Genomic DNA, 17,891 nt, shown 5'->3' on the forward strand with positions numbered 1-17,891 from the left:
TATGAAGGATGCCTAGCTATGACAAAAAAATAAATAGAGGGAGGCGCGAAAAATGGCTAAATATAAAGATTATACCAAGCAAGAGGTTATTGACCTTTGCGCCAGCTACATGTCCAAAGAGGGCGTGGCCTATGTTGAAAAGGCAGCTGATTTTGCTGAGCGCGCCCACCGAGACCAAATGCGCAAGTCTGGTGAGCCGTACTTTATCCATCCCGTTCAAGTTGCTGCCATTATTGCTGAATTAAAAATGGACCCGGATACGGTAGTGACGGGTTTTCTCCATGATGTGGTTGAAGACACTGGTATATCGCTAGACGATATCGCCTATTTTTTCTCACCAACTGTAGCTACCCTAGTTGATGGGGTTACCAAGCTAGGTAAGTTTAAATATAAGTCTCATGAGGAACAACTGGCAGAAAACCACCGTAAAATGCTTTTGGCCATGGCTAATGACCTGCGGGTAGTCATTGTTAAGCTGGCTGACCGCTTGCATAATATGCGGACTTTAAAATTCCATCGACCGGAAAAGCAGGTATCTATTTCCAGGGAGACCTTAGAAATCTATGCCCCCTTAGCCGATCGACTGGGGATATCATCTATCAAGTGGGAACTGGAAGATATTGCCCTGCGCTATATCGATCCTGAAGCCTACTATCAAATTGTTCACCTAATGGCTTCTAAGCGTGACCAGCGGGAACAATATATCCAAGAAACCATCGACCAACTCAAGGTCCAGGTGGCTAAAATTGTGGATACACCATTTGAAATTTACGGACGGCCCAAGCATATTTATTCGATTTACCGAAAAATGGTTGACCAGAAGAAGGAATTCGATGAGATTTTTGACTTCCTAGCAATTAGGGTCTTAGTAGAATCGGTCAAGGATTGTTATGCGGTCTTAGGCGCTACCCACACAGCTTGGAAACCATTACCAGGACGCTTTAAAGACTATATCGCCATGCCCAAGGCTAACCTCTACCAATCCATCCATACTACAGTAATTGGGTCGTATGGCCTGCCGGTGGAAATTCAAATTCGTACCTTTGAAATGCATGAGGTAGCTGAATACGGGGTTGCCGCTCACTGGGCTTATAAGCGGGGGCAAACTGATAAGGTTGAAGCTGACCCTCTTGACCAACAAATAGAGTGGTTTAAGCAACTCCAAGATTTAGGGGATGAGACTGGTTCAGCTACCGATTTTATGGAATCAGTCAAGCAAGATATCTTTAAAGATAAGGTTTATGTCTTTACCCCTAAAGGTGATGTGACCGAGCTGCCCAAGGGAGCTGTGCCTTTAGATTTCGCCTACAGTGTCCATACTGAGGTTGGTAACAAAACAGTGGGGGCCAAAATAAATTCTAAGATTGTCCCTTTGGATTACCAATTAAAAAATGGTGATATCGTTGAAATTTTGACCTCATCTAAATCAGCTGGCCCATCTAGGGACTGGATTAAACTGGTTGCTACAAACCGGGCTCGCAATAAAATTAAGCGTTACTTCAAGTTGCAAGATCGCGATGAAAACATTGAAAAGGGTCGTGACCTAGTTGAAAAATTAGTCGCAGACCACGATTTCACTATGAAAGAGGTCTACAACAAAAGGGTACTGGAAGACCTCTTGGACCGCTTTAATTTTTCTAGTGAAGACGACCTCTTTGCGGCTGTCGGTTTTGGAGAACTTTCGTCAACGGCTGTTGCCAACCGGATTTTAGAAAAACCGCGGCAAGAGCGGGAAAAAGAAGCCCGGCGACTTGAATTGGAAGAGGAATTAGCCAAAGAATCAACCAGCAAAGCGAAAAATGAAAAGATGACCATCCGCCATAAGGATGGGGTTGTTGTCGAAGGCGTTGATAATTTGATGATGCGCCTGGCGCATTGCTGTAACCCAGTGCCTGGTGATGAAATCAGGGGTTATATTACTAAAGGCCGGGGCATCTCCGTCCACCGGGCTGACTGCCGCAATGTTGATCCAAGCTTGGTTGATACCGACCGCTTGATTGAAGTAGAGTGGGAGGACACAGCGGCCCATAACGACCAGGAGTATGATGTCGCGATTGAAGTGGCTGCCTACAACCGGGGCGGTTTGTTAAATGATATTCTCCAGGTTATTTCTGCTTTTAACTTATCTTTGAACCAGGTTAATGGTAATGTTGACCAGAAGTATAATACGACCAAAATTCGCCTTCATATAGGCGTTCAGGGCTTGAACCAGCTAGATAAAATTCTTGATAAACTCAAGGGTATCCCTGATGTTTATGATGCACAACGAGCAGAATCATAGTAAGGAGGCAAACGATGCGGATAGTAATCCAAAGAGTTAGCCAGGCCCAGGTTACCATCGACCAGGAAGTTGTTGGTCAGATTGGGCCCGGTCTCATGTTGCTGGTAGGGGTATCCGACCAGGATGACCAGGATACCGTCGCCTATATGGCTAGAAAAATTGCCAATATGCGGATTTTTTCTGATGAGGCAGGTAAGATGAACCTATCAGTTAAAGATATTGGTGGTGCCGTGCTATCAATTTCTCAATTTACTTTGTATGCGCGCACCAAAAAGGGTAACCGACCTAGCTTTACCGATGCTGGGCAACCAGATTACTCTAATAAAATCTACCAGGCTTTAAATCAGGCCTTATCACAAGACTATCATTTACCAGTTGCAACTGGTGAATTTGGCGCCGACATGCAGGTTAGCTTAGTTAATGACGGTCCGGTAACGATTATATTAGACTCAGAAGAATAAATGGTGACATAAAAAATGCCTCGGCAACTTAGCCGAGGCATTTTTATTTAGGCATAACTTATTTAATTGTCAGGGCTGAACCTGGTTTACCACCTAGGTAGTACTCTTCTTCGAAGTAGTCCCGTGATGTCCAAGCGCGGGCACCGCGGTCATAGTAACGGTTACCAGAAGTTGATCCAGGGCCGCCATTCATATTATTGTAGGCTGGGTCGTAAACTAAGAATTTACCATCCTTGAAGCCAGCAATCACCTTATTGTGGTTGCGGCGGTTTTGGTGGGCAGGATTAAATTGGTAAGCAGTATAACCATAGTATTGAATTGGATTACCTTTTAATACTTCACGAATAATTTGGTCAGTGCTGTAGCCTGAAATGTTCTCAACTGTATGATCGACATTCTTCAAGTAAGAATCGTTAAGGTATTTAGTCAAGACAGGCGCTTCTACTACCTTATTAAAGCCAATACCTTGGACAAAGTTATTACCATTTTGTCCACCTTTAACGCCATCTTTTTCCATTGGCACATTAGTAATTAGGGTCTTGATATCAGGGTTGACACCGACAGAACCTAACAGCATTGAAGCAGCACCACCGGCACAGCCGTAAGGAGCAAAGAAAGGTTTATACTGGCTACGATAAGGTACGTGGCTTAGTAAACGTTCAGTTCTTAATTGGTCAGCTGGAATCCAACCAGTTAGCTTGTTATAGATGACTTGGTAGAAGGTTTTATCATCTGCACGGACAGCCTTGGCGATTGGGCGCACAACTGCTTCAGCAGCAATTTTACCAATTTCACGAGCATGGTAGGTTAATTCTGGGCGACTAAATAAAGTCACTGCATTAAGAACCAGACCTCGCGCATCTTTATTGGTGATTTTTTGGCTAGATTTAACACCCATGTATTGTGCTAACAACTTAGGTTGGTGCATTAACTTCTCAGTATGTTGGGTTAATGTTTTGTGACCACCAATTAAAGTAAAGTGGTTGAAGGTTTTATTGTTTAGCGCATTTAAAACTTGCTCTTGCAGGGTTAATTCATGGTTGCGCACTAATAAAATTGAAGTCTTGTGTTTATTAGCTAGTACCGAAGCTGGTAGGGCATCAGCGAAGGCTTCACCAGAAACAACATAGGTATGGTTATTTGGATTACCGTATTGTTTTAAGATGTTGCGGTTGACTTCATAGCGGTCGCGACCACCAATCCGGTAGGTTTTACCATGTTTAGCAATTTCTTGGGCAACCTTTTTAGAAATAGTTGCTTCGCCACCAATGATGGTGTAGCTTAAGCCTGGCTTCACATAGGCTTTAAATTCATTTTCAACCCGGTTGCCTCTAGTTAAGAGGATAGGGATTTGTTTTTGGGCAGCAACTTGGGCAATAGACAAAGCATCAGCAAAGCTTTCACCGCTGGCTACGAAGACCTGGTCTTGGGTTTTGCCAGTTGCTTTCGCCATTTCCGCGGCAACAAGGGCTGCTTGTTCGTAACGGTTTTTACCGCCGATGCGCGTTACCACATAAGACTTAGCCAATTGGTCTTGAATTTCTTGGTTAACTGAGCGCAGACCACCCAAGATAACGACCTCGCGAGCCTTCAGACGGGCAATTTCCTTGATTGTTTCCTCTTCAATCCGGTCTGCCCGAGTTAATAGGATAGGCGCATCATAAAGCGCAGCTAGCGGAGCACCAGTTAAAGAGTCAGCGAATTGGTAACCATTAGCTAGGAAGACAACTTCTGATTGGTTCCAACCAGCCTGGCTAATAGCTACCGCATTCTTGAAGCGGTTTTGGCCAGCAATCCGGTCAGTATAAATGTTACCATCGGCTGCTTTAAAGTTAACTTGTGGGTCCTTGCTGTTATCTTTAGTTGCAGAAAGAGGTGTTTTGATGGTAGTAGCTGGCTTGACCTTTTCAGGTAGGGCGTATTCTTTCGTGATAATAGCACGCAGTCCCGCCCCTTTCATAGGACGTCTCTTTAAGATATCTTCTTTAGAGGCTCTAACCACTAAAATTCGGTCGCCCTCATAGGGAGCAGTTTTAATTTCGCCAGATTTTTCATCATCGTAAGTGTAAGTATCTGACTCCGGCGTGTGTTTTATTACATAGTAAGTGTTGTCCACTATTACTAGCTCTGGCATACCAGCTTTATCTAATGGGACATCAAAATCACCTTTCTTAATAAAGACCTCTTCAGTTGCGTAAGGAAAGTCTAATTCCTCTTCATCATTATATATAAATGCTGGTCTAACACTAGATCTATTAGGGATAATCCAGCTATCTTCAACAATTGGTACACCATAACTATCTAATTTAGTGCCATCTGCGGCGACTGTTGCTACATTGCTGTTTGATGTTTCAACATTAGTCTCAACTGGCGTTTCTGGTTGAGATGATGGCTGATTATTGTCTACGTTATCAGCAGTCACTGGCTCGATGGTCTCATCAGCTTGAACTGGTTGGCTTAGACCAACTAGTAGAGCAGTTGAGAACAAGCTAACTGCTAGGGTCGATTTAAAATTTTTCTTTAACATAGGGTGGGCCTCCATTAAAAATATTTTATAATCATAAGATAACATTAAGAAATTATTTAAACAATATGAAAATTAGTTTCATTAAATTTTATAGAAATGAAAAATAAAAAGAGCCAATCTGGGGATGACCCAGGATTGACTCTTAAAGTGTTTTAAGCTTGCTGATCTGCTAGATAGCAGGCTAGACCATCCACAATGGCCTTGGCAACAGTTTTTTGGTATTCAGCTTGGGTGAAGGTAGACAAGTCATATGGGTTAGACATATAACCTAGTTCCAGCAAAATAGCAGGACGCTGGTTATCTCTTAGCACCTGGTAGTCGCCAAAGTGGCTACCGTTAGACCGTAGTGGCCCTTGTTCCATCAGCTGGGCTTGGACCTGTTGGGCGAGCTGGTAGGAGAGGCCTTCATCATAATAATAAACGGTCGTTCCGGACCGGGTGAGGTCTTCAGCGGCATCATAGTGGAGGCTGACAAAGGCATCGGCTCCAGCCTGGTTGGCGATTTGAGGAATTTCAGCTAGGTCAACCAGCACGTCTTCTTGGCGGGTCATGATTACTTTGGCGCCCTCAGCTTCTAGCGCTTCTTTGAGATAATTAGCGGTGGATAGGGTGTTTTCCTTTTCATAGACGCTCTCACTAGCATCAATGGCACCAGGATCTTCACCCCCATGACCGGGATCCACAACTATGGTTTTACCAGCTAAAGCCCCTTGATCACGGGCGGCTTTACCAGCTTCAGCCATGACATCGGCATTGCTGGTGACTAGCCAGTTAGCGACATAACCAACTTGGCCATCGATGGTTTCAACTTGGTAGAAGATATCATCTTGTCCCAGATAGCCCATCTGTTCATTATTAGGTAGGGTTGTAATGACTTCTGAATTCGTATCTGCTTGGCTATAGAGGTTGACGCCTTCTGCATTGGTATTCACGCTAGCTGGGTAATTGGCTAAAAATTCTTGGTAGGCCAACCTGGTTTCGCTATCCATGGCATAATGTCCTCGGTTAAGCATATTACCAGGGGTGATTTCGATATCAGCTTGGTTGATCCACGCAATACTTTGTGGCAATTGAATTTGTACTAGCCCCTTATCTTGATGAAGAATAGGGAACTTTTGATTACGATCAGCAGTTGCCACGACATTGGTCTGGTCGCTAGCATCGTAGAGCTGGGCCTGATCTTTGATCACGGTCGCAATAAAACCGTTAGCCTCATCAGGTAGCTGACCGGTCGATAACCAATTTGGTATCCAGCCGACTTTACCGTTATTTAAGGCAATATAGGTCCAATCATTTTTTTCGTCGAGAACCTTATATTTGCTGCCGGCTTTAACTTGCTCCTGGATGTCATAGGTAACGCTCGGCCCCTGGCGCATATTGACAACCGGAGATTGGATGACCCGGCTGTGGGCCTTGTTGTGTTGGTATATATCGTATCCAATTAGGGCAAAGAGGACAGCAATCAAGGTCAGGTAAATGATATATTGATTTTGGTTGGTTTTTATATGGTCTTTTACTTTCTGCATGGCCTTGCTCCCATCTACTTGTAAAACTAGTTTATCTATTTTACTAGTTAAAAGCAATTCTATTCAGGATTAATTTATTGACCTAGTTTTCTTGGCCAGTCTTGACTTTATTAGGGAAATTCGTTATTCTAGTTGAGAAATAGCTGATGAAGGATCGATTGCTTTTATAGTCTCAAGAGAGGACCCGCTTGGTGAAAGGGTTCGGCTGTACTTGCATGTGACAATCTGGAGGCGGATAATGCAAAGTTATCCCGTGTATGCGCGTTAAGCATTTGAGAGTATAATGATACTGAACTTAAGGTGGTACCACGAACAATTCGTCCTTATTCCAATTTTTGGAATAGGGACTTTTTTATTTCAGTTAGAGGAGGAAGTGTATTGATTCAAAAACCAAAAGGGACGGTAGATATTCTACCTGGTCAAGTGGATGTTTGGCAATTTGTTGAAGAAACAGCCAAAGCTATCCTAGACCGTTACCGTTATTTTGAAATTAGAACCCCTATGTTTGAGTCTTACGACTTATTTGCGCGTGGGGTAGGGGAGACTACGGATGTGGTCTCAAAGGAAATGTACGATTTTTACGACAAGGGTGACCGCCATATCGCCCTAAAACCTGAAGGAACTGCCGCTGTCGTCCGGGCCTTCATCGAACATAAATTATATGCGCCAGAAGAAGCTAAACCCTATAAGGTCTTCTATCTAAGCCCTATGTTCCGCTATGAGCGCCCCCAAGGTGGTCGGCAACGCCAGTTTAACCAATTGGGTGTTGAAGTTTTTGGTAATGCCAATGCCAATACGGATGTGGAAGTTATTAGCCTAGCCTGGGATATTTTAACTAGTTTGGGTATTCATAATAAAAAGCTAGTGATTAATTCTTTGGGTACACCCGATACACGGCTTGCCTACCGTCAGGCCCTGATTGATTATTTAGAACCCCATTTTGACCAATTGTCTAAGGATTCGCAAACCCGGCTACATAAGAACCCACTGCGGGTCCTTGATTCTAAAGCCCCGCAAGACCAGGAACTTGTCAAAGGTGCCCCGTCGATCTTGGCTTACTTGTCAGAAGCGTCTAAAGCCCGTTTTGATATGGTCCAAGCCATGCTTGATGATTTAGGGATTCCATACGAAATTGATGCCAATATGGTGCGCGGCCTAGATTACTACCAGGACACTATTTTTGAAATTATGCCCCTGGGTGATGACCTCAATGCCCAGGCCACTATTTGTGGTGGCGGTTCCTATGATGGTTTGGTCAGTCAGTTATCTGACGGTAAACAAGAAGTGCCAGGCTGTGGTTTCGCTATCGGTCTGGAACGCTTGATTTTAACCATGGCTGATCAGGACGTCCAAGTCCCTGAAATGCACCCACTTGATATTTACGTAGTTAATATTGGGGAGGAGACCGACCGTTACGCCATGAAGGTCCTCCACCAGCTGCGTCAAGCAGGTTATACGGCTGACCGTGACTTTTTAATGCGTAAGGCTAAGCGCCAGTTCAAGGAAGCTGATAAGCAAGGTGCCGACCTGGTCATTACCATCGGTGGTCAAGAAATTGCCGACCAGGTTGTACAAATTAAAAATATGGCCAGTGGCAAGGAAGAAACCGTTGCCTATGCTGATTTAGCCGCTGATCCTAGACCAATCATCGAAGCGATTAAAGGAGATAATAAATAATGAAGAGAACAGAATATTGTGGTTTAATTTCTAAAGATTTTGTTGGACAAGATGTGACCCTAAAAGGTTGGGTCCAAAAGCGCCGTGACCTAGGTGGGGTTATTTTCGTCGACCTACGCGACCGGGAAGGCATTGTCCAAGTTGTATTTAATGAAGAAAACTTGGCTGGCCAATTTGACCAGGCTGAAAGATTACGGTCAGAGTATATTATCGAAGTACAAGGACAAGTAGTGGCTCGCGAAGCTGACCTAGTTAATCCTAAAATTAAAACTGGTGAAGTAGAAGTTATGGCTAGCCAGCTAACTATCCTATCAACCGCTAAAACACCGCCATTTGCGGTTGAAGATGACATTGATGTTAATGATGAAATCCGCTTAAAACATCGCTATGTCGACTTGCGCCGTCCTGAAATGACTAAAAACATCCTACTTCGCCATAAGGTAACCAAAGCCATCCGTAATTACTTAGATAATTTAGGCTTTGTTGATATTGAAACCCCTTATTTAACCAAATCTACCCCTGAAGGTGCCCGTGATTACCTAGTGCCTTCACGGGTCCATGAAGGTCAATTCTATGCCTTGCCACAGTCACCCCAATTATTTAAACAATTATTGATGGCGTCTGGTATGGACCGCTACTATCAAATCGTCCGCTGCTTCCGTGATGAAGACTTACGTGGTGACCGCCAACCAGAATTCACCCAGGTTGACTTAGAAACCAGCTTTTTAGGCCAAGAAGAAATTCGTGATATTGTGGAAGCTATGCTTAAACAGGTGATGAAAGAAAGCCGGGGACTTGAAATTGACCAGGCCTTCCCAGTGATTTCTTACGATGAAGCCATGGCCAAGTACGGTACTGATAAACCTGATACCCGCTTTGATATGCACTTGGTCGACATTTCTGATATTGTTGACCAGTACGACTTTAAGGTCTTCAACCAGGCAGTTGAAAATGGCGGCATCGTTAAAGCCATTAATGTTAAAGGCGCCGGTGACAACTATTCACGTAAGGACCTCGATGGTCTAACTGATTTTGCCTCAACCTTTGGTGCCAAGGGTGTGGCTTGGATTAAGGTAACAGATGACGGTTTGACTGGACCAATTGGCAAGTTCTTTAAGGATAATCCAGCACCACTAACCGACCGCTTACAAGCACAAGCAGGGGATATTTTAGTCTTCTTAGCTGACCAAGCTAGTGTCGTTAACCAATCATTAGCTGAAATTCGCTTGAAATTTGCCCGCGAGCTAGACTTGATGGACCCAAATCAATTCAACTTCCTCTGGGTAGTCAACTGGCCACTCTTAGAGTACGATAATCAAGCTGGCCGTTATAATGCCATGCACCACCCATTCACCATGCCAAATGAAGCTGATTTAGACAAGTTAGCTGACCAGCCTGACCAGGTTTATGCCCAAGCTTATGATATTGTGCTTAATGGTTACGAAATTGGTGGGGGCTCACTACGGATTCACAATAAAGATTTGCAAATGCAAATGTTTGAAACTCTTGGCTTTAGTCAAGAATCAGCCCAAGCCCAATTCGGCTTCTTATTAGATGCCCTAGACTACGGTTTCCCACCACATGGCGGTTTAGCGCTAGGTTTAGACCGCTTAGTGATGCTCATTGCTGGTGAGGAAAATATTCGTGAAGTCATTGCCTTCCCTAAAAATGGTCGCGCCTTTGATCCGCTAACAGGGGCACCATCACCAGTTTCTGATGACCAATTAGAAGAATTATCTCTGGAAGTGACTAGTATTGACCTTGATTAAGGAGTAGAGCGATGAAAAAACGCACATGGTTTCTGGTAATTTTAGCGGCCCTCTTCCTAGTGATGGGGGCGCTAGGACAAACAATGACCAACCACACGCTTTCGAGTGAGACTGTACAAGAAGCCTTGGGGCAAGCTGACCAAGAGGTGATTGTCCCAGGTAATCCCAATCAAAGGATTGCGGTGCTCAATGTGGAGGGGGTAATTGCTGGTCAGGCCGAAGATTCGCCCCTGGCTAGCCCACAAAGCTATCGTCATGAAGACCTGTTAGATCAAATCGATCTAATTAAGGAAGATAAAACCGTTAAAGCCCTGCTTTTGGTTATTAACTCGCCAGGTGGTGGCGTCTATGAATCTGACCAATTGTATCGGGCCCTGGCTGACCTTAAAGAGGCCCGCCAGTTGCCAATCTATGTCTCGCAAGGGCCGGTAGCTGCTTCAGGTGGTTATATGATTTCCATGGTTGGCGATAAGGTTTTTGCGGATATCAATACGACCACAGGATCAATCGGTGTCATCTCTCAGGCCTTAAATGCCAAAGGATTTATGGATGAGCATGGTTTCAAGGTTGAAGTTTTTAAATCTGGTGGCCCTAAGGATGCTGGTGCGATTTACCGGGATATGACTGATGATGAGAAAAAAATCTACCAGTCACAGGTCAACCAGATGTATGACCGGTTTGTTAGTATTGTGGACCAGGGCCGGCCTAAGCTGAATGAAGACCAGGTACGTAAGCTGGCTGATGGCCGGACTTACACCGGTCAGCAGGCCAAGGATAATGGCTTGGTTGATGAACTGGGCTTTAAAGAAGATGCCCTGGCAGCCCTCCAGTCTGATCTGAACCTGGGAGAGGCTATGGTTGTTGACTACAGTCCTAAAATTCCTAATCCGGCCTTAAACAGTTTACTGCCAGCCTTGTCTCAAGCTAAAGAAATGTTGGCTAAGCTTCAAAATGGCGGCCAGGACCAAGCACCGGCTGCGCAAATTGAAGCCATGAACCACTTGCTCGAATCGGGACAAGCACCGCGCTTCTACTATTTGTACGGGGGTGCCTAATATGTTTAGACCCAAGTCAAAAAAAGCAGGTTCTCCTGACTATCCCGCACCCGAGCTTAACCAAAGCCTTTATGCCGGTCAGTTAGAAGCTGAAATTACTGCTGCCAAAGCAGACCGCCAAGACCAGGTTAAAAGCCTAGACTTGCAAGCCCTTTTGGCTGTCGCCCGGCAAAACTTTAAGCGACCATTAACCACCGCCTTTAGCCGGCAAATGTATGCAGGATTTTGGTCACGTCTTTGGGCCTTTTTGCTGGATATGGCGATTGTAGCTAGCATTAACCAGCTTGTTATTGGTCTTGTCAGTATCGTTTGGCCTCATATTTTAACGACAGCCTGGCTAACTTACTTGGTATACCAGCTGCTTTTAATCAGCTATTTCAGCCTGGCATCCTATTGGACTAATGGCCAATCGATCGGCAAAGCCTTGTTTAAAATACAGCTTGTCCACGATGAATATAGGCAGTTGCCTTTTTCAATGTGCCTGGTCAGAGATGGTTTGGGGAAAATGATACTGACCCACTTGCCTATTTTAGCTGTGGTTGTTATATTTACCCCTAACCGGCGTAACTATATGGACTTTTTTACCGATACCACCACAATTAACTTGAAGCAAATTGCCTTTCTGTACGAAAACATATAAACAACAAGTAAAAAAACCGGACGATATTTTCAAAATATCGTCCGGTTTTTGTCTAAACATTTGGTCTTGACTAGACTTTTCTAGATCTAAAGTTTTTATACTTGTCTTTACATGGGTTTGTTCTCTAGGTTCAAGAACATCAAGATGAGGGTGGCTGTTTCTTCGATTGACCGGTCAGCGACGTTAATGATTGGACATTGGAGTTCGTTATAAATCTTATGGGCGTAATCCAATTCCTCTTGGATGCGATTATCATTAGCATAGCGGGTCTGATCACCTAGGCCATAAGCAATCATCCGTTCACGGCGGAATTTATTGAGCACGTTAACATCGTTAGTGAGGCCAATGATTTTACGACGGTCAATCTGGTAGATAGTGTCAGGCACTCTGGCTTCGGGTACGAGCGGCAAATTAGCCACCTTATAACCCGAATTGGCCAGATACATGGACAGGGGCGTTTTTGAAGTTCTAGATATACCTAATAGGACAATATCAGCTTCTTCAAAGCGGGAAGGATGTTGACCATCATCGTTGAGGACAGCAAATTCTAGGGCTTCAATGCGTTTATAATATTCGTCATCTAAGCGGTGCTTTGAACCAGGTTTACCTGTAGGCGCCATGTTAAAATCCTTAGACATGACATCAATCACCGGTTGTAAGACCCCATAGTAAAAAAGCTGGTGGTCCTGGCAGAAGTCCTGGGCATACTGGTTCATTTCGGGCTGGGAAAAAGAAGCAATAATATGGGCCTGGTTTTGGGCTGCCCTTTCCAAAATAGGGGCTAGGGCATCAATATGTTGCACAAAGGGATAGCGCTGGACATCATATTTAGCGGTGGGAAATTGGACCAGGGCACTATTAAAGGTGTTATTGACTAAGGACCCAACAGCGTCAGAAATGAGATAAAAAATGCTGGTTTGGTCCTGGTGGTTTGCTTGTGACATGGGAAGACCTCCTTATTTTAGTCTATTATGAGTCAAGTATAATTGCTTTTGCAAGTCTTTTCGCTATAATAAAATAAGAATAAGGACGAGGGAGGGATATTATGGCTGATTTTGTGCAAGAAGCGATGACCCAGCTTAAGGAAGCTGGTTATAAATACACTCAACGACGGGCTGATTTATTGGCGGTTTTTGCTGGTGAAGACCATGACCGGGCCTTTACTGCCCACCAGGTTCAAGAAGCAATCGCGGATAAGTATCCTAATATGAGCTTTGATACGATCTACCGAAATTTAAAGCTCTTTGCCGACCATCATTTGCTAGAAGAGACTGATCTAAATGGCGAAATGATTTTTACCCGCCACTGTTCTCCGCATTTGGGCCACCATCATTTTATCTGTACCAATTGTGGTAAAACCATACCCATCCATCATTGCCCCATGGATATTTTTGTTGACCAGCTACCGGGCTGTAAAATTCAGGGTCACCGTTTTGAAATTCAGGGACTCTGCCCGGACTGCAATCCCGAAAACCAATAAAAAATCAGATATTTTATTGACGAATTATTTAATTATCGCTATAATCTTTTACAGAACATTTTCTTAATTGTGAGAAAATGATTTGTTGTAACGAGGGGAGGGGAAAATCCATGTCAAAAACAGTAGTTCGTAAAAACGAATCACTTGATGATGCTCTTCGTCGCTTCAAACGTACAGTTTCAAAATCTGGTACTTTGCAAGAAGCTCGTAAACGTGATTATTACGAGAAACCATCTGTTCGTCGTAAGAAAAAATCAGAAGCTGCGCGTAAGCGTAAATTCTAATGATTACGAGAGTATAGCACTTGCATAAAAGTATAGAAGGAACTGTCGAGAGGCGCGAGGTTTGTGTCATTGAGCATTCTTGATATGACCTCGTTATATTCATTTTATACGCTATTATTAAGCCTGGCCCTTGTGGTCAGGTTTTTTCTTTTTCTAGACTTTTATCAATGTGTTCGCCTAGCGGGCCAACATTTGTTATAATAAGACTAATACATTAGAGGAGGCGTAAAATCTTTGACCGACAAGCAAATCGCTAAGGAAATTTACCTACAAGACCCAGCTAATGCCATCCAGATTTATGGCCCTCATGATAAAAATCTGTCACTAATTGAGGATCATTTTGAGGTGGCTGTTAATTCGCGAGGGGATAAAATTGAGATTGTTGGCCCTAGCGACCAGGTTCAGCTAGTAATTGAGCTTATATATCAATTAGAAGAACTTTTGGGGCGTAATATTCGTTTGACTGACCGCGATTTAATGACTGCCATTAAAATGGCTGCTAATGGTACCCTAGAGCATTTTATTGATCTCTATGACCAGGCAATTGGTAAAAATTATGAAGGCAAGGCTATTCGGGCCAAGTCCTTTGGTCAAAAGCAGTATGTTGATGCCATTAACCACAATGCGATTACCTTTGGCATTGGGCCGGCTGGTACGGGGAAAACCTTCCTTGCAGTGGTCTTAGCTGTCCAAGCCCTTAAACAGGGCCGAGTTCAAAGAATTATCCTTACTAGGCCTGCGGTTGAAGCAGGGGAGAGTCTCGGCTTCCTTCCTGGTGATCTGAAGGAAAAGGTCGATCCTTATTTACGCCCAATCTATGATGCCCTTTATAGTGTGGCAGGCAAAGAGTATACGGAGCGTTTAATTGAGCGAGAAGTGATTGAAATTGCGCCCCTTGCTTATATGAGGGGGCGGACCTTGGAAGACGCCTTTGTCATTTTGGATGAGGCGCAAAATACAACGCCAGCCCAGATGAAAATGTTTTTAACGCGCTTGGGATTTGGTTCCCGCATGGTTGTTAACGGGGATGCCACCCAAATTGACCTCCCACGTGGGGTTAAATCCGGTCTTTTAGATGCCAAAGAAAAGCTGGCTGGGTTAAAGGACATGCGCTTTATCTACTTTGATGCTGAAGATGTGGTTCGCCACCCCGTTGTAGCCGCTATTATTAAAGCCTATGCTGACGAAGACCCAGCCGTAAAATAGGAGGCTAGCGATGTTAGATATTTTATTCACAGATGAAAACCATTACTTAAATGACCAGCAACAGGAACTATTAATCGACCTACTTAATTTTGCTAGTCACCAACTTTATCCAGAAGACCAGATTGAAATGTCGCTGACGATTGTCTCTAACGCAGACATTCAGCAAATCAATCGCGACTACCGCGGTAAGGACCAGGTGACCGATGTGATTTCTTTCGCCATTGAGGACCAAGGTGAGGGTGAAATGGCCATTTTTGGCTTGCCTGATGATTTACCACGTGAGATAGGGGATTTATTTATTGCCTACGAGCGTGCAGTAGACCAGGCTAAGGATTATGGCCATTCCCTGGACCGTGAATTAGGATTCTTAGCCTTACATGGCTTTTTACATCTAAATGGCTATGATCACATGACCCCAGCAGATGAAAAAGAAATGTTTGGCCTGCAGAAGGAGTTGCTAGATGCTTATGGACTCACAAGAGCCGACTGATCAAGGAGCTTATCGCCCGCAAATTGGCAAGAACAAACACTTTTTCCAGTCCCTAGGCCATGCCCTAGAAGGCATCAGCTTTGTGCTGAAACATGAGCGTAATTTCCGCTTTCAGTTGACCGCTACGGTGGCCGTTTTGCTTTTAGGTTGCCTGGTTGGCCTGGCCTCTTGGGAGTGGCTAGTGCTTATTTTAGCCTGTCTTTTAGTTTTGACCATGGAGCTAGTCAATACCGTTATCGAATGGACCATTGATTTAATTGTTGGTGACCAGTACCATCCTGTTGCTAAACATGTCAAGGATGTGGGGGCAGGGACTGTTTTGACAGCTGCTATTTTTGCGGTAGCGGTAGGTCTAATTATTTTCATACCTAAACTTTTATCTTTAATTGCCTAAAGGAGTTTTTATGCCAGAAAAAGAAGAACAAGCTTTCAAATCCGGTTTTGTCGCCATTGTGGGCCGCCCTAATGTGGGGAAATCGACTCTGATGAACCGCATTGTTGGTCAAAAAGTAGCTATTATGTCCGACAAGGCCCAAACCACCCGTAATAAGATTCAGGCCGTCTATACCGATGACCATATGCAGATTATTTTTATTGATACACCAGGTATTCATAAGCCCAAGCATGAACTAGGCGAATTTATGGTCAAATCTGCCTACCAGGCTTTAGGTGAGGTTGACGCCATCTTAATGCTAGTGAATGTCGAGCAAAAAATTGGTCCTGGTGACCGATTTGTGATGGATAAACTCAGCGGCCATCAAGTGCCTAAGTTCCTCCTAGTCAATAAGATTGACAAGGTTTCTAAGCAGGAAATGCAGGAATTCATGGTCGATATTCCGGAGCCTGAACTTTTTGATGAAATTATTCCTATTTCAGCGGTAGAAGGGGCTAATGTCGATTACCTGATGGAAAAATTGGCTCAATTGATGCCGGAAGGCCCGATGTATTATCCTGCTGATCAAATTTCTGACCATCCGGAATACTTTATCGTCAGTGAGTTAATTCGCGAGCAGCTGCTCCATCATACCCGCGAAGAGATTCCACACTCAATTGCAGTTGTGGTCGAGTCGATGGTGCCAGATCCAGACCAATCCCATGTGATTGACGTTGACGCGACCATTATTGTGGAGCGCAAGAGTCAAAAGGGGATTGTCATTGGTAAACAGGGCGCGATGCTCAAGAAAATTGGCTCGGCTGCCCGCTTAGAGATTGAAAAACTACTAGGATCTAGGGTCTACCTCAATCTTTGGGTTAAGATTGAAAAAGACTGGCGCGATAAGGGGCGGGCCCTCAGCCAGTTTGGTTACAAGGCGGATAATTATTAGTTAAGGTGGGTGTGAGACTTGGCGCTCCAGAATGAATCACTGGAAGCAATCAGACCAATATCTGCAAGATACTGAGTCAGCCTAGTGAAACCAATTCAGTTCAGCTTTTTCAAACCTGACTAGGCTACTAATATACGAATAATAACGAGAGCCCGGGACTTATGCCCCAGGCTCTTCTTTGTTGGAGGAGCTGGTAAGATGGCTAAGGAAAACTATTACGATGATTTTAAGGGCATTGTTTTATTTACGCGAAAATATCGTGATAAGGATATGATGGTAAAAATATTTACCCGGGAATTTGGAAAGAGGATGTTTTTTTTGCGCCACATTCAATCCCAAAAAAACCACTTTCGGACCGCGGCCCAGCCCTTTGTCCAAGCAGACTTTATTGGTCGGATTAACCGAGAAGGCCTGTCTTTTTTGAATGATTACTCTAATCTGGTATTTCCTAGTCAGATTATTCAAGATATTGATCGCCATGCCCACGCGGCTTATTTAGCCAGTCTGGTTGATGCCAGTATGGAGGACGGCGACCTAGATCCTGCCTTATTTGACCTTTTTCAGGGGGCAGTTACCTGCCTTAACCAGGATTTTGAACCAGAAATTATCACCAATATTTTTGAGCTACAAATCTTACCCAAGTTTGGTAGTACTCCCTACCTTGCAGGTTGTGTCTATTGCCACCAAGACCAGGGTGCATTTGATTATTCCATGAAATACCATGGCCTGCTTTGTCCCCAGCACTTTCACCTAGATGACCGCCGGCTGCATTGGTCGGGACGGACTGGTTATTTTGTACGCTTGCTGAGCCAAATTACCTACCAGCAGCTTGGCAAAATTAGTTTGCAGACCGAAACTAAACTAGCCTTGCGCCAGGCGATTGACCAGCTTTATGAGGAATATGTTGGTCTTCATTTGAAAACCCGCTCTTTTCTAGACCAACTGGCCCGTTTAAAAACAGGACCAGCAGAAAAAGATTGAATTAAGCCGCCATTTGGTCTAAAATAGGGTGGAAGGTAAAAGTGAGGTAACCAAGCCTCTTGGTGTTAGCGAGCCTGGTTGGTGGGAGCAGGTAGAAAGCTTGGTGAATGGCCCTTTTACAAGGACATGAAAAAACGAATGAAGCGCTAGCTGAGCTAGAAGTAGGGTGGAACCGCGAGACATCGTCCC

Annotated in this window: 16 protein-coding genes; 13 read left to right on the forward strand and 3 right to left on the reverse strand. The window is 44.2% G+C overall.

The genetic code is table 11. The annotated features are described in order from the left end of the window. Positions 1-52 precede the first annotated feature (52 nt). Together AWM75_RS00230 and dtd are read left to right on the forward strand one after the other, a co-directional pair. On the forward strand, positions 53-2,281 hold the full coding sequence (locus tag AWM75_RS00230; RefSeq protein ID WP_067977170.1) for a RelA/SpoT family protein: 2,229 nt from the start codon (positions 53-55) through the stop codon (positions 2,279-2,281). A 14-nt stretch (positions 2,282-2,295) separates the two neighbouring features. Next, positions 2,296-2,742, forward strand: coding sequence for a D-aminoacyl-tRNA deacylase (dtd, locus tag AWM75_RS00235; RefSeq protein WP_067977171.1), 447 nt, complete (start codon positions 2,296-2,298; stop codon positions 2,740-2,742). Between the two features lie 58 nt (positions 2,743-2,800). On the opposite strand, the gene AWM75_RS00240 is transcribed toward dtd, so the two are convergent. Continuing rightward, on the reverse strand, positions 2,801-5,269 hold the full coding sequence (locus tag AWM75_RS00240; protein ID WP_067977172.1) for a cell wall-binding repeat-containing protein: 2,469 nt from the start codon (positions 5,267-5,269) through the stop codon (positions 2,801-2,803). 152 nt (positions 5,270-5,421) lie between these two features. Continuing rightward, positions 5,422-6,795, reverse strand: a complete 1,374-nt coding sequence (locus tag AWM75_RS00245) for an N-acetylmuramoyl-L-alanine amidase (RefSeq protein WP_067977173.1) — start codon at positions 6,793-6,795, stop codon at positions 5,422-5,424. Positions 6,796-7,173: 378 nt separating this feature from the next. On the opposite strand from AWM75_RS00245, the gene hisS reads away from it, so the two are divergent. The 4 genes from hisS to AWM75_RS00265 are packed head-to-tail and all read left to right on the forward strand — an operon-like array spanning position 7,174 to position 11,936. Next, a complete protein-coding gene (gene hisS, locus AWM75_RS00250; protein WP_082701997.1) occupies positions 7,174-8,472 on the forward strand; it encodes a histidine--tRNA ligase in 1,299 nt (432 codons plus the stop codon). Further along, positions 8,469-10,241 (forward strand): aspartate--tRNA ligase, encoded by a 1,773-nt coding sequence (gene aspS / locus AWM75_RS00255; protein ID WP_067977174.1) that lies wholly within the window; start codon positions 8,469-8,471, stop codon positions 10,239-10,241. Before hisS ends, aspS begins: the two co-directional genes overlap by 4 nt. Before the next feature lie 11 nt (positions 10,242-10,252). After that, on the forward strand, positions 10,253-11,296 hold the full coding sequence (gene sppA, locus AWM75_RS00260) for a signal peptide peptidase SppA (protein WP_067977175.1): 1,044 nt from the start codon (positions 10,253-10,255) through the stop codon (positions 11,294-11,296). A 1-nt stretch (position 11,297) separates the two neighbouring features. After that, positions 11,298-11,936: an RDD family protein gene (locus AWM75_RS00265; protein WP_067977176.1), complete on the forward strand. Its 639-nt coding sequence runs from the start codon at positions 11,298-11,300 to the stop codon at positions 11,934-11,936. 107 nt (positions 11,937-12,043) lie between these two features. Here the strand turns inward: AWM75_RS00265 and AWM75_RS00270 are convergent, their stop codons facing one another. After that, entirely contained in the window at positions 12,044-12,880 is an 837-nt protein-coding gene (locus tag AWM75_RS00270) for a pyruvate, water dikinase regulatory protein (protein ID WP_067977177.1), read from the reverse strand. Between the two features lie 101 nt (positions 12,881-12,981). Here AWM75_RS00270 and AWM75_RS00275 point away from each other — a divergent pair, with 101 nt between their 5' ends. The 7 genes from AWM75_RS00275 to recO all read left to right on the forward strand — a co-directional run bounded on the left by AWM75_RS00275 (position 12,982) and on the right by recO (position 17,702). After that, a complete protein-coding gene (locus AWM75_RS00275) occupies positions 12,982-13,416 on the forward strand; it encodes a Fur family transcriptional regulator (protein WP_067977178.1) in 435 nt (144 codons plus the stop codon). A gap of 110 nt (positions 13,417-13,526) precedes the next feature. Then, the gene (gene rpsU / locus AWM75_RS00280) at positions 13,527-13,700 is read left to right on the forward strand and encodes a 30S ribosomal protein S21 (protein WP_067977179.1); all 174 of its coding nucleotides are present in this window, start codon (positions 13,527-13,529) and stop codon (positions 13,698-13,700) included. Between the two features lie 234 nt (positions 13,701-13,934). Next, on the forward strand, positions 13,935-14,906 hold the full coding sequence (locus tag AWM75_RS00285) for a PhoH family protein (protein WP_067977180.1): 972 nt from the start codon (positions 13,935-13,937) through the stop codon (positions 14,904-14,906). Between the two features lie 10 nt (positions 14,907-14,916). After that, entirely contained in the window at positions 14,917-15,396 is a 480-nt protein-coding gene (gene ybeY / locus AWM75_RS00290) for an rRNA maturation RNase YbeY (RefSeq protein ID WP_067977181.1), read from the forward strand. After that, positions 15,368-15,790, forward strand: coding sequence for a diacylglycerol kinase (locus tag AWM75_RS00295; protein ID WP_074572448.1), 423 nt, complete (start codon positions 15,368-15,370; stop codon positions 15,788-15,790). Before ybeY ends, AWM75_RS00295 begins: the two co-directional genes overlap by 29 nt. Before the next feature lie 10 nt (positions 15,791-15,800). Then, positions 15,801-16,721 carry a GTPase Era gene (gene era / locus AWM75_RS00300; protein WP_067977182.1) on the forward strand — a complete coding sequence of 307 codons (921 nt, stop codon included), beginning with the start codon at positions 15,801-15,803 and terminating at the stop codon, positions 16,719-16,721. A gap of 198 nt (positions 16,722-16,919) precedes the next feature. Further along, complete coding sequence (recO, locus tag AWM75_RS00305) at positions 16,920-17,702, forward strand: DNA repair protein RecO (RefSeq protein ID WP_067977183.1); 783 nt, start codon at positions 16,920-16,922, stop codon at positions 17,700-17,702. The last annotated feature ends 189 nt before the right edge of the window (positions 17,703-17,891 follow it).

It is taken from the genome of Aerococcus urinaehominis (genome assembly GCF_001543245.1).
Taxonomy (GTDB): Bacteria; Bacillota; Bacilli; order Lactobacillales; family Aerococcaceae; genus Aerococcus; species Aerococcus urinaehominis.